Genomic DNA, 19,838 nt, shown 5'->3' with positions numbered 1-19,838 from the left:
TTACTCGCGGGTACCCAAAGCGTGCGGCTGGACGTAATCTCGCCCTCATGACGGACACGCAGGCCTCCACGTCCACCCCCGTAGCCCCGGTCGGCACCAACCCCGTGGCCGCCGCCCCCGTGGGCGCGCGCACCGCAGCCGATGTGGTGACACCCGAGGTGATCGCCCAGCTGACCCGCGGCGTGGTCGGTTCCGGCCGTACGGCCAACCACACCCCCTTCACCGGGGAGAAGCTGGCCGATCTGCCCGAGTCCACCCCCGAGGACGTGGCGACGGCCTTCGAGCGGGCCCGTGCCGCCCAGCCGGCCTGGGCCGCGACCCCCGTCCGGGCCAGGGCAGCCGTCCTGCTCCGCTTCCACGACCTCGTACTCAGCCGCCAGGCCGAGGTGCTCGACCTCATCCAGCTGGAGACCGGCAAGGCCCGGCTGCACGCCCACGAGGAGGTGCAGGCCGTCGCCGTCGTGGCCCGTCACTACGGGCACAGGGCCGCCGCGTATCTGAAGCCGAAGCGGCACACCGGAGCCGTACCGACCCTCACCAAGGTCACCGAGCTGCGCCAGCCACGTGGCGTCATCGGCCAGATCGCGCCGTGGAACTACCCGTTCGAGCTGTCCGTCGGCGACGCGCTGCCCGCGTTCGTGTCCGGCAACGCCGTCGTGATGAAGCCCGACACGGAGACCGCGCTGACCGCCCTGTGGGCCCGGGACCTGCTGATCGAGGCCGGGCTGCCCGCCGAGGTGTTCCAGGTGGTCCTCGGCGACGGACCGGTCGTCGGCCCCGAGGTCGTCAAGCACGCCGACTATGTCTCGTTCACCGGCTCCACCCGCACCGGCCGCGAGGTCGCGCAGGGTGCGGCGGCCCGGCTCGTCGGCGTCTCGCTGGAACTGGGCGGCAAGAACGCCATGCTGGTCCTCAAGGACGCCGATGTGGAGAAGGCGGCGGCGGGCGCCGTCCGTGCCTGCTTCTCCTCGGCCGGCCAGCTCTGCGTCTCCATCGAGCGGCTGTACGTCCACGAGTCGGTCGCCGACGACTTCGTGGCGCGCTTCGCCGCCCGTACGAAGGCCATGCGGCTCGGCCGCTCCCTCGCGTACGGCGCCGACATGGGCTCCCTGGTCGGCGAGCGCCAGTTGGAGACCGTCACCCGGCATGTCGCGGAGGCCGTCGAGAAGGGCGCCAAGCTCGTCGCGGGCGGGGTTGCCCGTCCCGACATCGGCCCGCTCTTCTACGAGCCGACCATCCTCGACGGCGTCGAGGCGCCGATGGCCGTCTGCGGCGAGGAGACCTTCGGGCCGGTCGTCTCCATCTACCGCTTCACCGACGAGGACGAGGTCGTCGCCCTCGCCAACGCCACCCCGTACGGGCTGAATTCGAGCGTCTGGACCAAGGACTCCAAGCGCGGCCACCAGATCGCCGCCCGGCTGCGGACCGGCACGGTCAACATCAACGAGGGGTACGCCTCCGCGTACGGCAGTGTGCAGTCCCCGATGGGCGGCATGAAGGAGTCCGGTCTCGGCCGGCGGCACGGCTCCGAGGGCATCCTCAAGTTCACCGAGGCGCAGACCGTCGCCCAGCAGCGGCTCATTCCGCTCGCCCCTTCCTTCGGCATGGACGACGAGAAGTACGCGGCGTTCATGACTCGCAGCCTGAAGGTGATGAAGGCGTTCCGCCTGCGCTGAATCCCGTGACACCGGGGCCCGTTCTGCCCTTTTCGTACCGAGGAGAGCCATGTCCCAGGACAGCCCTGCGCAGAATCGGCCCGATTCCCCGGCAGAGGCCGACGACGACGCCGCGTACGACTACGACGTCCTGGTCGTCGGTTCGGGCTTCGGCGGCGCGGTGTCGGCCCTGCGGCTGACCGAGAAGGGATACCGGGTCGGGGTCCTGGAGGCGGGTCGCCGCTTCAGCCCCGGCACCCTCCCCAAGAACTCCTGGGACATCAAGAACTACCTGTGGGCCCCCGCGCTCGGGCTCTACGGCATCCAACGGGTCCATCTGCTGGGCAATGTGATGGTGCTGGCGGGTGCCGGGGTCGGCGGCGGCTCGCTCAACTACGCCAACACGCTGTACGTGCCCCCGGCGCCGTTCTTCGAGGACCGTCAGTGGGCGTCCATCACCGACTGGCAGGACGAGCTGAAGCCGTACTACGACCAGGCCAAGCGGATGCTCGGGGTCCGGCTCAACCCGACGATGACGCCCTCCGATGTCCATCTGAAGGCGGTCGCGCAGGCCATGGGCGTCGGCGACACCTTCCATCTTGCCCCGGTCGGCGTCTTCTTCGGCGACGGCGAGGACGCCGACGGTACGGCCAGGGCCAAGCCCGGCGGCACGGTCGCCGACCCGTACTTCGGCGGCGCGGGCCCCGCCCGCAAGGCCTGCACCGAGTGCGGCGAATGCATGACGGGCTGCCGCCACGGCGCGAAGAACACCCTCAACGAGAACTACCTGCACCTCGCCGAGAAGGCCGGAGCCGTCATCCACCCGATGACCTCCGTCGTCGCGATCACGGACGACCCGGAGGGCGGCTACCACGTCACCACCGTCCCGACCGACCGCCGCAAGAAGGCAGAGTCCAAGCTGCTGCGTGCCCGCAAGGTGGTCGTCGCGGCGGGCACGTACGGAACGCAGACCCTGCTGCACACCATGAAGGACCGGGGACTGCTGCCCCGGCTCTCGGACCGGCTCGGCGAGCTGACCCGCACCAACTCCGAGGCACTCGTAGGCTCGCAGACCAGCGACCGGCGCTACCGCAAGAAGCACGGCACAGCGAAGGCCGACTTCACCCAGGGCGTCGCGATCACCTCCTCGATCCACCCCGACGAGAACACCCACATCGAGCCGGTCCGCTACGGCAGGGGCTCCAACGCGATGGGCGCCATGTCGGTCCTCCAGGTGCCGTACGGCAGCCGCCGGGTGCTGGGCTGGCTCGGCAACATGGCCAAACACCCGATGCTCGCCGTGCGGTCGCTCTCCAACCATCGCTGGTCGGAGCGGACCATCATCGGGCTCGTCATGCAGTCGCTGGACAACTCCCTGACGACATACCGCAAGCCGCGCGGCATAGGGAAGGGCCTGCTCACCGCCAGGCAGGGGCACGGCGCGCCCAATCCGACGCAGATCGAGGAGGCGACGCGCGGCGCCTCACTGCTCGCCGAGGAGATCAACGGCTTCGCCGGCTCGAACGTCGGCGAGCTGATGGGCACCCCGCTCACGGCACACTTCCTCGGCGGCTGCCCCATCGGAGCGAGTGCCGATGACGGGGTGATCGATCCGTACCACCGGCTCTACGGACACCCTGGCATCTCGGTGGTCGACGGCTCGGCGATCTCCGCGAACCTCGGCGTCAACCCGTCGCTCACCATCACCGCACAGGCCGAGCGTGCGATGTCCTTCTGGCCCAACAAGGGCGAGGCGGACCCGCGTCCGGACCAGGGGGAGGCGTACGAACGGCTGGCCGCGGTCGAGCCGCGGGCACCGGCGGTGCCGAAGGGGGCCTTCGGTGCGCTGAAGCTGCCGTTCCTCGGGCTGCCGACCGTCCCGCCGAAGCCCTGAAGAGGCTGCGCAGACCGCTTTGACCGGATACGGTCGGCTCCGGGCGTCCCCGGAGCCGACCGTCCTTGGGGTGACCGGGCCGGCTGTCCCCTGCCGACCGGTCACGCACGCTGGGGCGCGGTCCCACGGCGTACCTGCAGTACGCCACACGCTCCAGCGGAGCCACGCGTGGTTTCTTTCCAAAGCCGCCCCTGGCTGGCACGGACACCGGGACCAACGAAGTCGCGGCGGACCCGGTCACGCGCCGTACGGGTGAGAGCCGGCCCGAACTGGGATACGTTCGGACACCCCGTGCCCGCGAGTGTCAGGCCCGGCCGCGGCAGAGCTCCAGCAACGTCATGGCGAGAGATGTGCCGGGCTTGCCGAGCGCGTTCCGGTACTGGCCGAGGATCTCCATCTCGCGCGAGAGGTTGATCCGGCGGCCGCCAGAGGTGATCCGGGCCTCCTGGATGACCGCAGAGACGGCCATCCGCTCCTGGACGAGTCCGATGATCCGGTCGTCGAGGGCGTCGATGCGGGACCTCGCGTTGTCGATCAGCGCGGCGGCCTCATCGGTATGCGCGCCGGTCTTCTCGGCGGCGGTCTTCGCCGTGTCGCTCTTCGCGGTGCTGCTCTTCACACGGGCGGTGCTGGTCATAGCGGTGACTCCTCGTGGGGTGCGGCCCCCGGGTCCGACCGGTCCGGAACGCCAGAACGCCCCGGACCTTTCGGCCCGGGGCGCCTGGAACGTTGCTTGTCAGTGGATCAAGCAGCACGACCATGGCAGCCGGCGGGCCGGATGCCATAGGTAAAGACGAAGGTCGTGTGCTGTCGCATGGAACCCAGTATGGCCTTGCCGCGCGGGCGGGCCAACACGGGGCCCGGATGCTGAGACACCGCCTGGCCCCGGACGGGACCCGCGCTTGAGGCAGCCCGTCCGGGCGTGACGACGGCTGCCTCCGCAACCCCGGTAGAATCGACAAAACCGACCCCCTTTTCACCGCCGGAAGGCCGCCCCGTGCCAGCAGCACCACCCGCCGCCCCCGACACCGCCACCGACGTGGTCCTCGTTGTCGACTTCGGGGCGCAGTACGCCCAGCTCATCGCCCGACGCGTTCGTGAGGCCCGGGTCTACAGCGAGATCGTCCCGTCCACGATGCCGGTGGCCGAGATGCTGGCCAAGAACCCCCGGGCGATCATCCTGTCCGGCGGACCCTCCTCGGTGTACGCGGAGGGCGCGCCCTCCCTCGACCGAGCAATCTTCGAGGCCGGGGTTCCGGTCTTCGGCATGTGCTACGGCTTCCAGCTGATGGCCACCACGCTCGGCGGCACCGTCGACGACAACGGTGCCCGTGAGTACGGTCGTACCCCGCTCACCGTCTCCAAGACCGGCTCCACGCTCTTCGAGGGCACCCCCGCCGAGCAGTCGGTCTGGATGTCGCACGGCGACGCCTGCTCCGCCGCCCCCGAGGGCTTCACGGTCACCGCGTCCACGGACGTCGTACCGGTCGCCGCCTTCGAGAACGACGAGAAGAAGCTCTACGGCGTCCAGTACCACCCCGAGGTCCTGCACTCCACGCACGGTCAGCAGGTCCTGGAGCACTTCCTCTACCGCGGCGCCGGCATCGAGCCGACCTGGACCACGACCAATGTGGTCGAGGAGCAGATCGCGCTGATCCGCGAGCAGGTCGGCACCAAGCGAGCCATCTGCGGCCTGTCCGGCGGTGTGGACTCCGCAGTCGCCGCAGCCCTCGTGCAGAAGGCCATCGGCTCCCAGCTGACCTGTGTGTACGTCGACCACGGCCTGATGCGCAAGGGCGAGAGCGAGCAGGTCGAGAAGGACTTCGTGGCCTCCACCGGCGTTCAGCTGAAGGTCGTCGACGCCGAGCAGCGCTTCCTCGACGCGCTGGCCGGGGTCTCAGACCCCGAGCAGAAGCGGAAGATCATCGGCCGCGAGTTCATCCGGGTCTTCGAGCAGGCCCAGGCCGAGCTCGTCGCCGAGGCGGGCGCGGCCGGCGAGGACGTCGCGTTCCTCGTCCAGGGCACGCTCTACCCGGACGTCGTCGAGTCCGGCGGCGGCACCGGCACCGCCAACATCAAGTCCCACCACAATGTCGGCGGTCTCCCCGACGACATCGAGTTCCAGCTCGTCGAGCCGCTGCGCCAGCTGTTCAAGGACGAGGTCCGGATGGTCGGCCAGGAGCTCGGCCTGCCCGACGAGATCGTCCAGCGCCAGCCGTTTCCCGGCCCCGGCCTCGGCATCCGTATCGTCGGCGAGGTCACCAAGGAGCGGCTCGACCTGCTGCGCGAGGCCGACGCCATCGCCCGCGAGGAGCTGACCGCGGCCGGCCTGGACGGGGACATCTGGCAGTGCCCGGTGGTTCTGCTCGCCGATGTCCGCTCGGTCGGCGTCCAGGGCGACGGCCGCACCTACGGCCACCCGATCGTGCTGCGCCCGGTCTCCTCCGAGGACGCCATGACGGCCGACTGGTCGCGTCTGCCGTACGAGACGCTCGCCAGGATCTCGACCCGCATCACCAACGAGGTCGCCGACGTCAACCGCGTCGTGCTCGACGTCACGAGCAAGCCGCCGGGCACCATCGAGTGGGAGTAACCCTCCCTGCTGGGTCCATGCCGATGCCGCCGCTCATTCGTTTGAGTGGCGGCATTGTCGTATCGGCTGGGCACGCTGGCTCAAGAGACGAGACTCACTCCTATGGGAAAGCAATCATGAGCGCCGCACCCGAGTTCGAGTTGGACGAGAAGTACAACTATCCGGTCCCTCCGCCCGGCGGCTGGACGGCTGACGACCTCGACCGACTCCCGAATCTGCCAAGGCGCACAGAGTTGATCGACGGGAGTCTCGTTTTCATGAGTCCGCAGACCAAGTTTGATATGCGAACCATGCGTCTGCTGGAAAACGCACTCCTTGACCAGGCCCCGGACGATCTCGATGTCTTCCGGGAATTCAGCATCAGGCTGAACAAGCGGAATCGGCCGGAGCCGGATGTGCTTGTGGTTCCTCTCGGAGCGGATACCGGGCCGAAAGATACGTGGCTCCGGCCGGAGGACATCATTCTGGCCGTGGAGGTCGTCTCGGAGGAGTCGGAGGACAGGGACCGTGAAGTCAAGCCTCGCAAGTACGCTGCCGCAGGTGTACGGCACTTCTGGCGAGTGGAGCAGAACGACGGCCTGCCGGTTGTATACGTCTACGAGCTCGATCCCGCGCTCAAGGCCTACGTGGCCACCGGCATCCACCACAACACGCTGAAGCTGGACGTCCCCTTCCCCATCGAGATCGACCTCACCGCGATCAACCGCCGCCGCCCGTAGAAAAACCGGTGGTGTCGCCCTGGTTCCCGTGCCAGGCTCCGCCCTCATGTCTGCCGATGAGATCCGCGCCCTGATGTCTGCCGCCTGCAACGACCGCCTGACCTGGAACACCCCGCTCTCCGAGGAACATGCCGCTCAGCTCGTCGATGCCTGCGTTCCCGGGGCCGGGGCGCGGATCGTGGACTTCGGCAGTGGGTGGGGCGAGCTGCTGATGAGGCTGGTGGAGTCGGCGCCCGGGAGTACCGGGGACGGCGTCGAGACCGATCCCGGGGCCGTGGCACGGGGGCGGGCGCTCGCCGAGGAGCGGGGGCTCTCGGAGCGCGTACGGTTCCATCGGATGCCTGCCGCTGAGTGGGCCGACGACGGTTACGACCTGGCGGTGTCCGTCGGCGCCTCGCATGCCTGGCCCGGGTCCACCCCCGAGGCACTCAGGGCGCTGCAGGCGGCCGTGCGGCCGGGCGGGCGGGTGCTGTTCGGGGAAGGGTTCTGGGAGCGTGAGCCGTCCGTGCGGGCGCTGGCCGGGCTGGGGGCCGAGCCGGGAGACTTCGGTTCGCTGCTGGAGCTGATCCGGCAGGCCGAGGCTGTTGGGCTGCGGCCGCTCCAGGTGACCGTCGCCGACCAGCGTGAATGGGACCTCTTCGAGTCGAACGCCAACATCGGGCAGGGCGAGCGGTGGGCGCTGGCCAATGCCGGGCATCCGCTGTACGAGGGTGTCGTCGCGGCGGTCGACGAGCGGCGCACCGGCTACTACGGGGGCTACCGGGGAACGTTCGGCCTCGCCTACCTCGTGCTCAGCGCCTGAAAGGGCAACCCCGAACCGGTACCCGGACCGGTGCATGAATCGGTACGTGATCGCTCTGGCCACCTGCGGTGACCAGCGGTACCTTCCGAGCCGAATGCCCTGGGAGCCCTGAGGAGCCACCATGCCCGAGCCCACACCCATACCTGTGGACCAGCTCCACTTCGCGATGCCACCCGTCCACGATTCGGCCCAGGACGAGCGCGCGTACCGAAAGGAACGCCTGGCCGGGGCGCTCAGGCTGTTCGGCGAGTACGGATACGAGGACGGAGTCTCCGGTCACCTCACCGCACGGGACCCGGAGTTCACCGACTGCTACTGGGTCAACCCCTTCGGGGCCCCCTTCGACGGGCTCGCGCCGGACGAGCTGATCCTGGTCAACGGGGAGGGACAGGTCGTCGAGGGGCGGCACCACGTCAATCAGGCGGCATTCGCCGTCCATGCCCAGGTGCACCGGGCCCGCCCGGACGTTGTCGCCGTCGCGCACACCCACTCCGTGCACGGACGGGCCCTGTCCGCGCTCGGCGAGCTCATCGAACCGATCACGCAGGAATCCTGTGCCTTCTACGAGGACCACGTCCTGTACGACGCGTACACCGGGGTCGTCGTGGACGAGGAGGAGGGGCGCCGGATCGCTGCCGCGCTCGGCGGGCGCAAGGCGATCGTGCTGCGCAACCACGGGCTTCTGACCGTCGGTGACTCGGTGGACGCGGCCGCCTGGTGGTTCATCGCGCTTGAGCGCTCCTGTCAGGTGCAGTTGGCCGCACGGGCGGCCGGAAAGCCGGTGCTGATCGAGCACCGGGACGCGGTCGCCACCCGGGAACAGCTCGGCAGCGACCTGGTGGCCTGGATCAACTATCAGCCACTGTGGCGCCGGATCAGTCGCACATTCTGACGATACGCGCCGACGGGCCGCCCCGATGCGGTTCCGAGCCCTTCCGTACGGCACAATTCGCAGCAATCACATCCGAGTTGGCTGGACCGGGGCTTGAAAGGGCGGCGTTCTCCGTGGCGTTGGACGAGGCGAGGGCGAGCAGCACGCACGGCGGTGGCTGCACGTGCGGCGGCTGCCCGCACGGGGCGCGCGAGGGCCACCGGCGCGCAGTGGCCGCCTTCCTGAGCAAACGGGACGAATTCGCCGCGGGCCAGGGGCTGCCGCCCGGGGTCGCCCAGTCCGCGTCCGCGACCCGTCAATGGGTTTCGGACGAGCTGACCCAGTCCGCCAGGGCCGTCGCCGAACGCGGCCGGGAGGCGGGCGACGCCTGGCTGTACCGGGTGTGGCGGCGCACCCTGGTCGCGGTGTGGGGGAGCGTCGTGGTGCTCGTGGTCGCGGAGTGCGCCACCGCCATCGGCGCGGGCTGGACCAACGCCCGTACGGCCGGACTGGTCGCCGGACTCGTCACCGCGGGCCTGCTCACCGGCGCCGCCCATGTCCACCGGGCCCGCGGCGGCCTCCTCGCCCCGCTGATCGGCGAGGACAACCGGCTCTCCACCTCCCGCGCGGTCGCCGCGTCCTGGGTGCTGCTCGCAGTCTTCTCCGTGCTCGTGCTGGCGCTCCAGCTGGCGGGCGCCTCCGACCACGTCGAGCGCGACGAACTGATCGAGGGGCTGGATCTGGCCAGGGGCGCCGGGGTGGTGACCGTGCTGGCGCTGGTGTGCGCCGTCGCCGTGGTCGTGCGCCGGGTGGTGACCGTACGGGCCCTGTCCGGGCGGCTGCAGAAGCTGCGGGCCGACCGGCCGCGCGCCGCCGATCTGCTCACCGACGACTCCGGCCGGGGCAGCTTCACGGATGTGCAGTACGTGCTGGTGAGCACCGTCGCCGTGCTGTTCGCCGCGGTCCGCCTGGCCCGCAGGCCCGAGCAGCTGCCCGACCTGCCGTGGGGGCTTGCGCTGCTCGTCACCGTCTCGGCGCTCACGTACTTCGCCGGGAAGTACGCGGAGGGCGGGCGCCCGGTGGTGCTCTCGGTGGTCCGGGCCAGGGAGGCCGGGGATCTGGACGCGTCGATCCGTACCGGTGACGACATCGAGATCCGCGGTGCGGGTTTCGTGCCGCCCGGAGCCGGGACGCCGGACCGGCTGGCCCGCATGGTCGTCCGGATCGGCCGGGTCCATGTGCAAGTGCCGCTGATCCCGGTGACCGGCGGCTTCGCCAACCCGACCGACAGCGTGCTCACCGTGCCGGTACCGGTGGAGGTGGAACCGGGGCTGGTGGAGGTACAGGTCGTGACCGCTGCCGGGGTGGAGACGAACCGGGTCGAGATCGATGTGACGGACTGACTGCCGCGGTCCGTGCCCGGCCGAAGGGTGACGGATACCGGCCGATCGGATGCCCCGCCGGGTGAGCCGCGCGCTCACGGCGTACGTATGGTCTGTTGATGGGTCTACGGAAGGCGGGGCAGCCACATGCAGGACATTCAGGGTTACAGCACGAACGTACGCGGTCTGGGTGAGCCGAGAGGGCTCAAGGAGCTGGCGCGGGAGCACGCTCTGCTGCCCCTGCGCATCTTTCTCGGCATCACCTTCATCTACGCCGGGATCGACAAACTCACGGACAGTTCCTTCTTCAGCGCGAGCGGCGCCAACTCCATCGGCGAGACGATGCACGCGGTACGAGACTCGTCCGCGATCCCGGCCCTCGTCGACCTCGCGCTGAAGAGCCCCGGCGCCTTCGGGTACGCCATTGCCCTCGGCGAGCTCGCCGTCGGCATCGGCACCCTCATCGGGCTGTGGGCACGGCTCGCCGCGCTCGGCGGGGCGCTGATCTCGCTGAGCCTGTGGCTGACCGTGAGCTGGCAGATCGAGCCGTACTACTTCGGCAACGACCTGGCCTACCTCGTGGCCTGGCTGCCGCTGCTGCTCGGCGGGGCCGCGTCGTTCTCCGTGGACGCCCTTCTCGCCTCACGACGGCGACGGATCAGGTAGTTCACCCAGGTCGCGGTGGCGGCCAGCCAGAGGCCGCCGAAGAACAGCGGGAAGAAGAAGACCCACGGGGCGTCCCAGACCCCCACGGCGTCCGCCGCATATCCCGCTGCCAGAACGAGCATGACCACACCCGCCACCGCCCGCCCCGGACGGATCTCATGACGCAGCACGGGTGACCTCCACCTGTCCGATGCCGACTTCGAGAGTGAGCTCGACCGTGCCTGCCGGTTTGCTGCCCGGGGGCGGCGGAAGCGTTCTGTGCTCCTGCTGCGAGGGGCTGATGTCCGCATCGCCGGGCCGGTCGGCCGGCGCATCGCTCGGCCGGCTGACCGGCAGCGTGATGTCGCCGAGGCCCGCCCGTGCGTCCACCTCCACCGTCACCGCCTTCGGCACGACGACGACCGCGCGGCCCGCCCCGACGTTCACCCCCGTACGGACGGTGTCGCCCGGGGGGACCGTGATCTCCGTGAGGTCCAGCCGTGCCACCCCGGAGCCCAGTTCGTAGTACGGCTGGACCGCCGCCGCCGAGGCAGGCCGCCAGCCCTCGCGCACCCACCGGGTGGTGATGTCCTTCGGCAGCGCCGAGATGCCCGCCAGCAGGGCCGCCGTGATCATCGACAGCATGACCGTGCCGAATCCGGTCCGTCCGAGGAACGCGCTGACCAGCATCCCGAGGCCGAACACCGCGAGCGCACCGGCCAAGCCGATCTGCAGACTCGTAGCGAACGGCTGGGAGTCCCAGCTCAGCCCCGTGCCCAGACCGCCCGCGATCAGCGCGAACAGGAACACGAGACCACCGATCGAGGTCGGACCCCTGGTGCCGGCCTCCTGCCGGGACGAGCGGAACGGGTCCTGGGCCGTCGCCCCCCGGGGGCGTACCACCCGGCCGTCGAGAGCCGCATCGGCCGGACCCCACAGATAGCCGGGGCCCACCGGCCCCGACGTGCCGTCCTTGACGATCGGATCCCGCCACCATGACGGACTGCCCGGCGACGGCGGAGCCTTCACCTCGGGCGGCGCATCCGCCGCGGCCTGCGTGGTCGCCGGACCCAGCGGGTCCTCGGGCGCCGCCGTCCTGCGGTTCTGCGTCCAGACGGCGAAGCCGACGACCGCGAGCGACAGCATCGCGGAGAACGCCAGCGTGCCGCCGTTGCCCAGCATGGAGAGGAACAGCCCGCAACCGATCAGCGCGAGCAGCACCGCGATCAGCGGCGCACCCTCGACACGGCCGGACAGCAGCCTGCGCACCTCGTTCTCGTCCTCACCGTCCAGGGGGATCAGCAGCCACGCGAAGCCGTAGAAGATCAGCCCGATGCCGCCGGTGACGGACAGCACACCGAGCACGATCCGGAAGATGACTGGATCGACGTCGCAGTACCGGCCGAGCCCGCCGCACACCCCGGCCACGACTTTGTGCCGTGGGCTGCGCCGCAGCTGCGGTCCCCGCTCGGGGGGTGGTGCGACACCGGGGGAGGCGTCCTGGGTAACGGTCATGGCTCCATGGTGACGGGCCGAGCGTCCGTCCGGGACCCGCGCCGACCCTGGCCGATCCCTGATATTGGCCGGCGGTCCCCCGGTGGAGACAATCCGGTACCGCTCCTGCGGCCCCTGAGGATGAGGCCCGGCGGCTACCGCTCCCGCGGCCCTGCAAGGGCGTTCCAGCGGGTGGCGCCCCCGCACACTCTCAGGGTCCAGTCGGGGACGGACCCTGATGCTGTCGCCCGTACGGACATGTGACGATCGGGTCATGCCAGCCGCCGCGCCCCGAGCCGCAAGCTCCCTCAACACCGACCTGGAGGAGCCGCCACTGCGCAAGCTGTACCGGAGCGCCGACGGACGGCTGCTCGGCGGCGTCGCGCGCGGTCTCGCCGGGCACCTCGGTCTGCCCGTCATCTGGGTGCGGTTCGTCTTCCTCGGCCTGTTCTTCGCGGACGGCCTCGGCGCCCTGCTCTACGCCGTGTTCTGGATCGTCGTCCCGCTCGGTGTCGGAGGCGTGGAGGCGCCGCGTTCGGTCTTCGAGACCGCCCCGGACGGCAGACGCCGGCTCCGTAAACCCGACAAGGGCCAGGTCTTCGCCCTCATCGCGCTGTTCATCGGCGCTCTCAACTTCGTCGGCAACGTTGACATGGGCAGCGAGGCCGACCGCTACATCTGGCCCACGCTGCTGATCGGCGCAGGTTCCGTACTGGTGTGGCGGCAGGCCGACAACGCCCGGCGGGCCCGCTGGATGGAGGCCGGCAACCGCCGCCGGGTCCTGCATCTGGCCCGGGGGGTGGCCGGGGTCGCCCTGGTCGGCCTGGGCCTGGCCGTCTTCATGGTGGTACGCGGCTCCGCGGCCCAGCTCGGCAACCTCCTGACCGCCGCGATCGCCGTCCTCACCGGCATCGCGCTGCTGGCCGGCCCCTACCTCGTACGCATGACGCAGGACCTCTCCGAGGAGCGCACGATGCGCATCAGGGCCCAGGAGCGCTCCGAGGTCGCCGCCCATGTCCATGACTCGGTGCTGCACACCCTCACCCTGATCCAGCGCAACGCGGAGGACGCGGGCGAGGTCCGCAGACTGGCCCGCGCCCAGGAACGCGAACTGCGCAACTGGCTGTACAACCCCGAGGGCACCGGCAAGGACGAGGACGACGAACCCGAGACCCTCGCCGAGGCGGTCAAGCGCGCCGCCGCCGAGGTCGAGGACAAGCACGGCGTCCCGCTGGAGGCCGTCGTCGTCGGCGACTGCCCGCTGGACGAGCAGCTGGCCGCGCAGATGCAGGCCGCACGCGAGGCGATGGTCAACGCCGCCAAGTACGGTGGCGAGGGCGGCGCCGTGCAGGTCTACGCGGAGGTCGAGGGCCGCACGGTCTTCGTCTCGGTCCGCGACCGGGGCCCGGGATTCGATCTGGATTCCGTACCGGGGGACAGAATGGGCGTACGAGAATCAATCATCGGCCGGATGCAGCGCAACGGCGGTACGGCGCGGCTGCGTTCGGTGCCCGGCGGGGGCACGGAAGTCGAACTGGAGATGGAGAGGGCGAGCGATGACGGAGACCACTGAGGCGACCGCGGGTCCGGAGCGCCGGGTACGGGTCGTCCTCGTCGACGACCACCGGATGTTCCGTACCGGCGTCCGGGCCGAGATCGGCCGCACCGAGGAGACGGGCGTCGAGGTGGTCGGCGAAGCCGCCGACGTCGACCAGGCGGTCACCGTGATCACGGCCACCCGCCCCGAGGTCGTCCTCCTCGACGTCCACCTGCCCGGCGGCGGCGGCGTCGAGGTGCTGCGCCGTTGCGCCCCGCTGATGGGTGCCGCCGAGAACCCGGTCCGGTTCCTGGCGCTGTCCGTCTCGGACGCCGCCGAGGACGTCATCGGCGTCATCCGCGGCGGTGCCCGCGGCTATGTCACCAAGACCATCACCGGCACCGACCTGGTCGACTCGGTCTTCCGGGTCCAGGACGGCGACGCGGTGTTCTCGCCCCGGCTGGCCGGCTTCGTCCTCGACGCCTTCGCCTCCACGGACGCGCCGCCGGTCGACGAGGACCTGGACCGGCTCACCCAGCGCGAGCGCGAGGTGCTCCGGCTGATCGCCCGCGGTTACGCGTACAAGGAGATCGCCAAGCAGCTGTTCATCTCGGTGAAGACGGTCGAGTCACATGTCTCGGCGGTGCTGCGCAAGCTTCAGCTGTCCAACCGGCACGAGCTGACCCGCTGGGCGACGGCGCGGCGGCTGGTCTAAGAGGCTGCACTGCCGGGGTCGAGTGAGATGTTCAGCTTTTCGCCTACCCTGCGGTAGCCGATCCCCGCGTAGATCCGCTCCACGTCCGCGTCGCCCGGCTCCAGCCACACCACCCGGCAGCCCCGCTCGAAGGCGGTCGCGGTCAGATGGGCCGAGAGTGCGGCGCCGATGCCGCGGCGGCGGAAGGCGTCCGCGACGGCGAGGCCGGTCAGTTCGGTGAGGCCGTCAACGGGGACCGAACAGCCGCCCGCACCCGCCGGGACACCGTCGACCCTGGCGAGGGCGGCGACCCCGCCGCCCCCGGCCGCCGCACGGAGCCACGCCGCCTCGCCGCCCTCGGGCTCGCCCGTTCCGCCGTATCCGTGGTGCTGGACGAGCGCTGCGGCGTCGAACTCCGCGTCGGTGACCGGTTCGGCGATCGCGAGCCGGTCCACCGGCTTCGGCGGCAGCAGGTCAGCCGGGGAACAGGCCAGGACCGGGGCCCGGTTCTCGACGGTGAACCCGGCTGCGAGCAGCGCGGGTTCGACTGCGGGCGCCCAGTCGGGCAGATATTCCAGCCGGGGCAGCCTCGCGCGTTCGCGGAACGCCGCGATCAGGGCATCGAGATCCTTCGCCGTCGGCTCGGCGCCCTGATCGGGTATCGCGTAGTTGGCGTACTTGATCGACCAGTTCGGGTTGTACCGCACGGTGAAGGGGCCGACCCGGAGATGGTCGGGGGAGCGCAGGGCGAGCGTACGGGCATAAGTCTGGATGTCGACGTCCGTCGGCATGTGCGGTTGCCCTCCGGCTGGTTGGTGAGACGGGAGCTTAGAGGTCGCGCACATAGGTGGGGCGGCGTCGCGTGCCGATGGGCGGCGCCTGGCGGCGTTGTCGTCGGTCGACGACTCCCCCATAGCCCTGAAGGCATGGGGGGACCCCCTTCGCGTCGCCTCCCTCCTCCGCCTTGCCCAGCTTGCCCCTCGCCCCGCTCCTTCCTCCACCCCACCTATGTGCGCGACCTCCTATGCCACCCGGGTTGCTCCGGCGAAGGGCATGTGGTCGATTGGCGCGATCCGGACCGGCGCTCCGGGCCGCGGGGCGTGGATCATCCGGCCGTGGCCGATGTAGAGCCCGACATGGCTGATGCCGGAGTAGAAGAACACCAGGTCGCCCGGGGCGAGTTCGGAGCGCGAGATGTGCCGGCCGGCGTTGATCTGGGTGTATGTGGTCCGGGGGAGCGAGACACCGGCGGAGCGCCAGGCAGCCTGGGTGAGCCCGGAGCAGTCGAACGAGGACGGGCCGGTCGCGCCCCAGACGTACGGTTTGCCGAGAGCCCCGTACGCGAACGCGACGGCCTCGGCGGCGCGGGCGTTGGGTGCCTGGACGGGGCCGCGGCCGGCACGGTCGGCGGTGCGCGCAGCGTCCGAGCTCTCGTAGGCGGCGCGTTCGGCCGGGGACAGGGTGGCGAGGAGCCGCTGCGCGTCGGCCAGTTTGGTTCTGATCGTCGCCTTGTGCTTCTTCAGCTCAGCCTGGCGGGAGGCCAGCTCCGTCAGCTTGCCCTCGGCCTGCGAGCGCAGCTGGGCGATCCGGGCGACCTGCCGTTCCACCCCGCGGACCTCGGCGGCCTGGCGATCGCCGATCCGGTCCACGTACGAGGCGCGCTCCAGGTACTGGTCGGGGTCGGAGGAGAGCGCCAGCTGTACGGCCGGGTCGAGGCCACCGGTGCGGTACTGCGCGGCGGCGAGTGAACCCAGTGCGTTGCGCGAGGCGTTGAGGCGCTCAGTCCTGCGGGCCGCCTCGTCGCGCAGGGTGTCGAGGGCATCGGCGGCGGCCGCCGCCTTCTCCTTGGTGCCGTTGTACTGCTCGGTGGCGACTTCCGCGTCCTTGTACAGCCGGTCCGCCTCCGCCCTGATCCGGGCGGGGGCGAGCTGAGGATCGGCGTGTGCGGAGCCTGGCAGAGCGGCAGCGGTGGCGGCCCCGGCGAAGGCGAGGGTGGCTGCGGTGCGGGCAGCAGAGCCGGTGTACGGGCGCTGCTTGGGTTTCCGGTGCGCTGCCACGGGGGCGTGCGTCCTTCCTGGCGACTGCCCGTCGGGGACTACCGGCGGGCTCGGTCGAGGTCCGGCGGCGGGTCAGCAACAGGGGGAGCGGCCCGCCGCCGGATCTCTCGGCGGGGTGACCGGTGTGCCGTCCGGGTGCGGAGCGGCGGTGAAGCCGGTCACCTGGTCAGGACGCTAAACCCGGAGCACGGAGAAGAGTCGTAATGACGCCTATTGCCTGAATTTGGCGCGGCGTTGTCACCAAGTGATCGAAAAATTACACCAGAGTAAGGCAATCGGCGCAGACGTGAGTAAATCGGTAGGAGTCGTACCTGCCTGCAGAGTGGTGATATGACCAGGGCTAGGCTGCGGACCCATGGACGTACTCATCAATGTCTTCGTCGCCCTGCACATCATCGGTATCGCCTCGCTGCTGGGTGGTTTCCTGACCCAGATGAAGGCGATGGGCGCCGGCACGGCCCGGTTCGTTCCGGCGATGCTGCACGGCGCACTGACGATGCTGGTCACCGGTGTGGCGCTGGTCGGGCTCAACGAGGCCGACGGCCACCACGTGAACAACATCAAGATCGGAATCAAGCTGCTGCTCCTGGTCGTCATCCTCGCGCTCGTCTACATCAAGCGGGACGAGGAGAAGGTCGACAAGGGCGCCTTCGCGACGGTGGGCGGGCTGACGCTCGCCAACATCTTCATCGCCACGCTCTGGACCTGAGCCGGCCCGTGCGTGTCCGCAATCGCCGCGCGGGCTTGAGCCGCAAGGCGGAGGGACGTCCGCATACTGGATGTATGCGGACGTCCCGGCAACGCGGCGAGGATGGGGCCACCCCCTGCTCGAGCGCAGCCCAGAGCTTGGGGAAGTGGCTGTCGTCGCGCGCCCGCCAAGGATTACGGGACAACCCTCACGACCTCCCTGCCGTGGGGGAGGTCGTTAGACTCGACAAGCGATGAGCAGCCTCTTTGACGACAGCTTCCTGGCCGGCCTCCAGCACTCGGAGGAAGAGCCCCCGCCGCCCCCCGAGGACCCCGCACCCGAAGCGGTGCCGGAGGACCTCTTCGCGGGCGTGTTCGACGGGCCCCCGCCGCCCAGGGACGCGTACTACCGTGACGGCGCGCACCGCCCCGTCATCGACTCCGCGGCGCTCCTCGACGGGCTGAACACCGAGCAGCGCGCCGCCGTGATCCACGCGGGCTCCCCGCTGCTCATCGTCGCCGGGGCGGGCTCCGGCAAGACCCGGGTGCTGACCCACCGCATCGCCCACCTCCTCGCCGAACGCGGGGTGCACCCCGGCCAGATCCTGGCGATCACCTTCACCAACAAGGCCGCGGGCGAGATGAAGGAGCGCGTCGAGCAGCTCGTCGGACCGCGCGCCAACGCCATGTGGGTCATGACCTTTCACAGCGCGTGTGTACGCATCCTGCGCCGCGAGTCGAAGAAGCTCGGCTTCACCTCGTCGTTCTCGATCTACGACGCCGCCGATTCCAAGCGGCTGATGGCCCTGGTCTGCCGCGATCTCGACCTCGACCCGAAGCGCTTCCCACCGAAGGCGTTCACGGCCAAGGTCTCCAACCTGAAGAACGAGCTGATCGACGAGGAGACCTTCGCCGGCCAGGCAACGGAAGGATTCGAGAAGACCCTCGCCCAGGCCTACGCGATGTACCAGGCGCGGCTGCGCGAGGCCAACGCGCTGGACTTCGACGACATCATCATGACGACGGTCCATCTGCTCCAGGCGTTCCCCGACGTCGCCGAGCACTACCGCCGCCGCTTCCGGCACGTTCTGGTCGACGAATACCAGGACACCAACCACGCCCAGTACACCCTCGTACGCGAACTGGTCGGCCCGGCCGGCGAGCGCGACGCGCCTGCCGAGCTGTGCGTCGTCGGTGACGCGGACCAGTCGATCTACGCCTTCCGCGGTGCGACCATCCGTAACATCCTCCAGTTCGAGGAGGACTACCCGAACGCGACCACGATCCTCCTGGAGCAGAACTACCGCTCCACGCAGACGATCCTGTCCGCCGCCAACGCGGTCATCGAGCGCAATGAGAGCCGCCGGCCCAAGAACCTCTGGACGAACGCCGGCACGGGCGCCCGGATCACCGGCTATGTGGCCGACACCGAGCACGACGAGGCGCAGTTCGTCGCCGACGAGATCGACCGGCTGACCGACACGGGCGACGCCAAGGCCGGCGACGTTGCGATCTTCTACCGTACGAACGCGCAGTCCCGAGTCTTCGAAGAGATCTTCATCCGCGTCGGACTGCCCTACAAGGTCGTCGGTGGCGTGCGCTTCTACGAGCGCAAGGAGGTCCGGGACGTCCTGGCCTACCTCCGGGTCCTGGCCAACCCCGAGGACACCGTCCCGCTGCGCCGCATCCTCAATGTGCCCAAGCGCGGCATCGGCGACCGTGCCGAGGCGATGATCGAGGCACTCTCCCTGCGCGAGAAGATCACCTTCCCGCAGGCGCTGCGTCGGGTCGACGAGGCGTACGGCATGGCGGCCCGGTCGGCCAACGCAGTCAAGCGGTTCAACACGCTGATGGAGGAGCTGCGCACGATCGTCGAGTCCGGCGCGGGTCCGGCGGTGGTCCTGGAGGCAGTGCTGGAGCGCACCGGCTACCTCGCCGAGCTCCAGGCGTCCACCGATCCGCAGGACGAGACCCGCATCGAGAACCTTCAGGAACTCGCCGCCGTAGCTCTCGAATTCGAGCAGGAGCGGGGGGAAGAGGAAGGTGCGGGCACGCTCGCCGAATTCCTGGAGAAGGTCGCGCTCGTCGCCGACTCCGACCAGATCCCCGACGAGGACGAGGAAGGCTCCGGTGTCATCACGCTCATGACGCTGCACACCGCGAAGGGCCTCGAATTCCCGGTGGTCTTCCTGACCGGCATGGAGGACGGCGTCTTCCCGCACATGCGGGCGCTCGGTCAGGTCAAGGAACTGGAGGAGGAGCGGCGGCTCGCGTACGTCGGCATCACCCGGGCCCGCGAGCGGCTCTATCTGACCCGGGCGGCGATGCGCAGTGCGTGGGGGCAGCCCTCGTACAACCCGCCGTCGCGGTTCCTGGAGGAGATCCCGGACCAGCACATGGAATGGAAGCGGACCGGGCCGATGGTGGCCACGGCCGGACCGACGTCGGGTATCACCTCGTCGCTGTCCTCGTCGCGCTCGCGCTCCGGCCCCTCGGGCTTCGCGACCAGGCGGACCTCGGACAAGCCGACGATCGCGCTGGTTGTGGGGGACCGGGTCACGCACGACCAGTTCGGGCTCGGCACGGTGACGGCGGTCGAGGGTGTCGGCGACCAGGCGAAGGCGACGGTCGACTTCGGGGACGAACGGCCGAAGAAGTTGCTACTGCGGTACGCGCCGGTCGAGAAGCTGTAGGCGGGCAGGCGGGCAGGCGGGCAGGCGGGCAGGCGGGCAGGCGGGCAGGCGGGCAGGCGGGCAGGCGGGCAGGCGGGCAGGCGGGCAGGCGGGCGAGGCTGGTGCACCGGCCGCC

16 protein-coding genes are annotated in these 19,838 nt (G+C 70.2%); 12 read left to right on the top strand and 4 right to left on the bottom strand.

Annotated features, from left to right (window positions below; all coding sequences use genetic code 11):
* The first annotated feature begins 47 nt into the window (after positions 1-47).
* Positions 48-1,676, top strand: coding sequence for a succinic semialdehyde dehydrogenase (locus ABT115_RS09220; RefSeq protein ID WP_351785916.1), 1,629 nt, complete (start codon positions 48-50; stop codon positions 1,674-1,676).
* 49 nt (positions 1,677-1,725) lie between these two features.
* Positions 1,726-3,549 (top strand): GMC oxidoreductase, encoded by a 1,824-nt coding sequence (locus tag ABT115_RS09215; protein WP_351785913.1) that lies wholly within the window; start codon positions 1,726-1,728, stop codon positions 3,547-3,549.
* Positions 3,550-3,853: 304 nt separating this feature from the next.
* Here the strand turns inward: ABT115_RS09215 and ABT115_RS09210 are convergent, their stop codons facing one another.
* Positions 3,854-4,186 carry a chorismate mutase gene (locus tag ABT115_RS09210; RefSeq protein WP_351785911.1) on the bottom strand — a complete coding sequence of 111 codons (333 nt, stop codon included), beginning with the start codon at positions 4,184-4,186 and terminating at the stop codon, positions 3,854-3,856.
* 360 nt (positions 4,187-4,546) lie between these two features.
* Here ABT115_RS09210 and guaA point away from each other — a divergent pair, with 360 nt between their 5' ends.
* The 6 genes from guaA to ABT115_RS09180 all read left to right on the top strand — a co-directional run bounded on the left by guaA (position 4,547) and on the right by ABT115_RS09180 (position 10,582).
* A complete protein-coding gene (guaA, locus tag ABT115_RS09205; RefSeq protein ID WP_351785908.1) occupies positions 4,547-6,142 on the top strand; it encodes a glutamine-hydrolyzing GMP synthase in 1,596 nt (531 codons plus the stop codon).
* Between the two features lie 116 nt (positions 6,143-6,258).
* Positions 6,259-6,861, top strand: a complete 603-nt coding sequence (locus ABT115_RS09200; RefSeq protein ID WP_351786208.1) for a Uma2 family endonuclease — start codon at positions 6,259-6,261, stop codon at positions 6,859-6,861.
* Between the two features lie 46 nt (positions 6,862-6,907).
* Positions 6,908-7,663, top strand: a complete 756-nt coding sequence (locus tag ABT115_RS09195; protein ID WP_351785905.1) for an SAM-dependent methyltransferase — start codon at positions 6,908-6,910, stop codon at positions 7,661-7,663.
* 121 nt (positions 7,664-7,784) lie between these two features.
* Positions 7,785-8,555 carry a class II aldolase/adducin family protein gene (locus ABT115_RS09190; protein ID WP_351785903.1) on the top strand — a complete coding sequence of 257 codons (771 nt, stop codon included), beginning with the start codon at positions 7,785-7,787 and terminating at the stop codon, positions 8,553-8,555.
* Between the two features lie 113 nt (positions 8,556-8,668).
* Positions 8,669-9,937: a hypothetical protein gene (locus tag ABT115_RS09185; RefSeq protein ID WP_351785900.1), complete on the top strand. Its 1,269-nt coding sequence runs from the start codon at positions 8,669-8,671 to the stop codon at positions 9,935-9,937.
* A gap of 126 nt (positions 9,938-10,063) precedes the next feature.
* Positions 10,064-10,582, top strand: a complete 519-nt coding sequence (locus ABT115_RS09180; RefSeq protein ID WP_351785897.1) for a DoxX family protein — start codon at positions 10,064-10,066, stop codon at positions 10,580-10,582.
* Between the two features lie 156 nt (positions 10,583-10,738).
* Here ABT115_RS09180 and ABT115_RS09175 read toward each other — a convergent pair whose 3' ends face one another.
* Positions 10,739-12,076 carry a PspC domain-containing protein gene (locus ABT115_RS09175; RefSeq protein ID WP_351785894.1) on the bottom strand — a complete coding sequence of 446 codons (1,338 nt, stop codon included), beginning with the start codon at positions 12,074-12,076 and terminating at the stop codon, positions 10,739-10,741.
* 253 nt (positions 12,077-12,329) lie between these two features.
* Between ABT115_RS09175 and ABT115_RS09170 the strand changes: the two genes are divergently transcribed.
* Both ABT115_RS09170 and ABT115_RS09165 read left to right on the top strand, forming a co-directional pair.
* Positions 12,330-13,628 (top strand): PspC domain-containing protein, encoded by a 1,299-nt coding sequence (locus ABT115_RS09170; protein ID WP_351785891.1) that lies wholly within the window; start codon positions 12,330-12,332, stop codon positions 13,626-13,628.
* Positions 13,612-14,307 carry a LuxR C-terminal-related transcriptional regulator gene (locus ABT115_RS09165; protein WP_351785889.1) on the top strand — a complete coding sequence of 232 codons (696 nt, stop codon included), beginning with the start codon at positions 13,612-13,614 and terminating at the stop codon, positions 14,305-14,307. Before ABT115_RS09170 ends, ABT115_RS09165 begins: the two co-directional genes overlap by 17 nt.
* Here the strand turns inward: ABT115_RS09165 and ABT115_RS09160 are convergent.
* Together ABT115_RS09160 and ABT115_RS09155 are read right to left on the bottom strand one after the other, a co-directional pair.
* Positions 14,304-15,077 (bottom strand): GNAT family N-acetyltransferase, encoded by a 774-nt coding sequence (locus ABT115_RS09160; RefSeq protein WP_351785886.1) that lies wholly within the window; start codon positions 15,075-15,077, stop codon positions 14,304-14,306. The two genes, ABT115_RS09165 and ABT115_RS09160, sit on opposite strands and share 4 nt — an antisense overlap.
* Before the next feature lie 231 nt (positions 15,078-15,308).
* The gene (locus ABT115_RS09155; protein WP_351785884.1) at positions 15,309-16,343 is read right to left on the bottom strand and encodes a C40 family peptidase; all 1,035 of its coding nucleotides are present in this window, start codon (positions 16,341-16,343) and stop codon (positions 15,309-15,311) included.
* A gap of 355 nt (positions 16,344-16,698) precedes the next feature.
* Between ABT115_RS09155 and ABT115_RS09150 the strand changes: the two genes are divergently transcribed.
* On the top strand, positions 16,699-17,052 hold the full coding sequence (locus ABT115_RS09150) for a hypothetical protein (RefSeq protein ID WP_351785881.1): 354 nt from the start codon (positions 16,699-16,701) through the stop codon (positions 17,050-17,052).
* Between the two features lie 232 nt (positions 17,053-17,284).
* Complete coding sequence (gene pcrA / locus ABT115_RS09145; RefSeq protein ID WP_351785878.1) at positions 17,285-19,723, top strand: DNA helicase PcrA; 2,439 nt, start codon at positions 17,285-17,287, stop codon at positions 19,721-19,723.
* Positions 19,724-19,838 lie beyond the last annotated feature (115 nt).

It is taken from the genome of Streptomyces sp. NPDC001832, assembly GCF_040297265.1.
Lineage (GTDB): Bacteria > Actinomycetota > Actinomycetes > Streptomycetales > Streptomycetaceae > Streptomyces.
The sequence above is the reverse complement of the archived record's forward strand: the minus strand, read 5'-3'. Positions and strand labels throughout refer to the sequence as shown.

Bases quoted from the DNA above. Each gene is read 5' to 3' on its own strand.
- ABT115_RS09165 (WP_351785889.1), top strand. From the start codon at position 13,612: ATGACGGAGACCACTGAGGCGACCGCGGGTCCGGAGCGCCGGGTACGG.
- pcrA (WP_351785878.1), top strand. From the start codon at position 17,285: ATGAGCAGCCTCTTTGACGACAGCTTCCTGGCCGGCCTCCAGCACTCG.
- ABT115_RS09195 (WP_351785905.1), top strand. From the start codon at position 6,908: ATGTCTGCCGATGAGATCCGCGCCCTGATGTCTGCCGCCTGCAACGAC.
- ABT115_RS09210 (WP_351785911.1), bottom strand. From the start codon at position 4,186: ATGACCAGCACCGCCCGTGTGAAGAGCAGCACCGCGAAGAGCGACACG.
- ABT115_RS09220 (WP_351785916.1), top strand. From the start codon at position 48: ATGACGGACACGCAGGCCTCCACGTCCACCCCCGTAGCCCCGGTCGGC.
- ABT115_RS09170 (WP_351785891.1), top strand. From the start codon at position 12,330: ATGCCAGCCGCCGCGCCCCGAGCCGCAAGCTCCCTCAACACCGACCTG.
- ABT115_RS09200 (WP_351786208.1), top strand. From the start codon at position 6,259: ATGAGCGCCGCACCCGAGTTCGAGTTGGACGAGAAGTACAACTATCCG.
- ABT115_RS09215 (WP_351785913.1), top strand. From the start codon at position 1,726: ATGTCCCAGGACAGCCCTGCGCAGAATCGGCCCGATTCCCCGGCAGAG.
- ABT115_RS09175 (WP_351785894.1), bottom strand. From the start codon at position 12,076: ATGACCGTTACCCAGGACGCCTCCCCCGGTGTCGCACCACCCCCCGAG.
- ABT115_RS09190 (WP_351785903.1), top strand. From the start codon at position 7,785: ATGCCCGAGCCCACACCCATACCTGTGGACCAGCTCCACTTCGCGATG.
- ABT115_RS09150 (WP_351785881.1), top strand. From the start codon at position 16,699: ATGGACGTACTCATCAATGTCTTCGTCGCCCTGCACATCATCGGTATC.
- ABT115_RS09180 (WP_351785897.1), top strand. From the start codon at position 10,064: ATGCAGGACATTCAGGGTTACAGCACGAACGTACGCGGTCTGGGTGAG.
- ABT115_RS09160 (WP_351785886.1), bottom strand. From the start codon at position 15,077: ATGCCGACGGACGTCGACATCCAGACTTATGCCCGTACGCTCGCCCTG.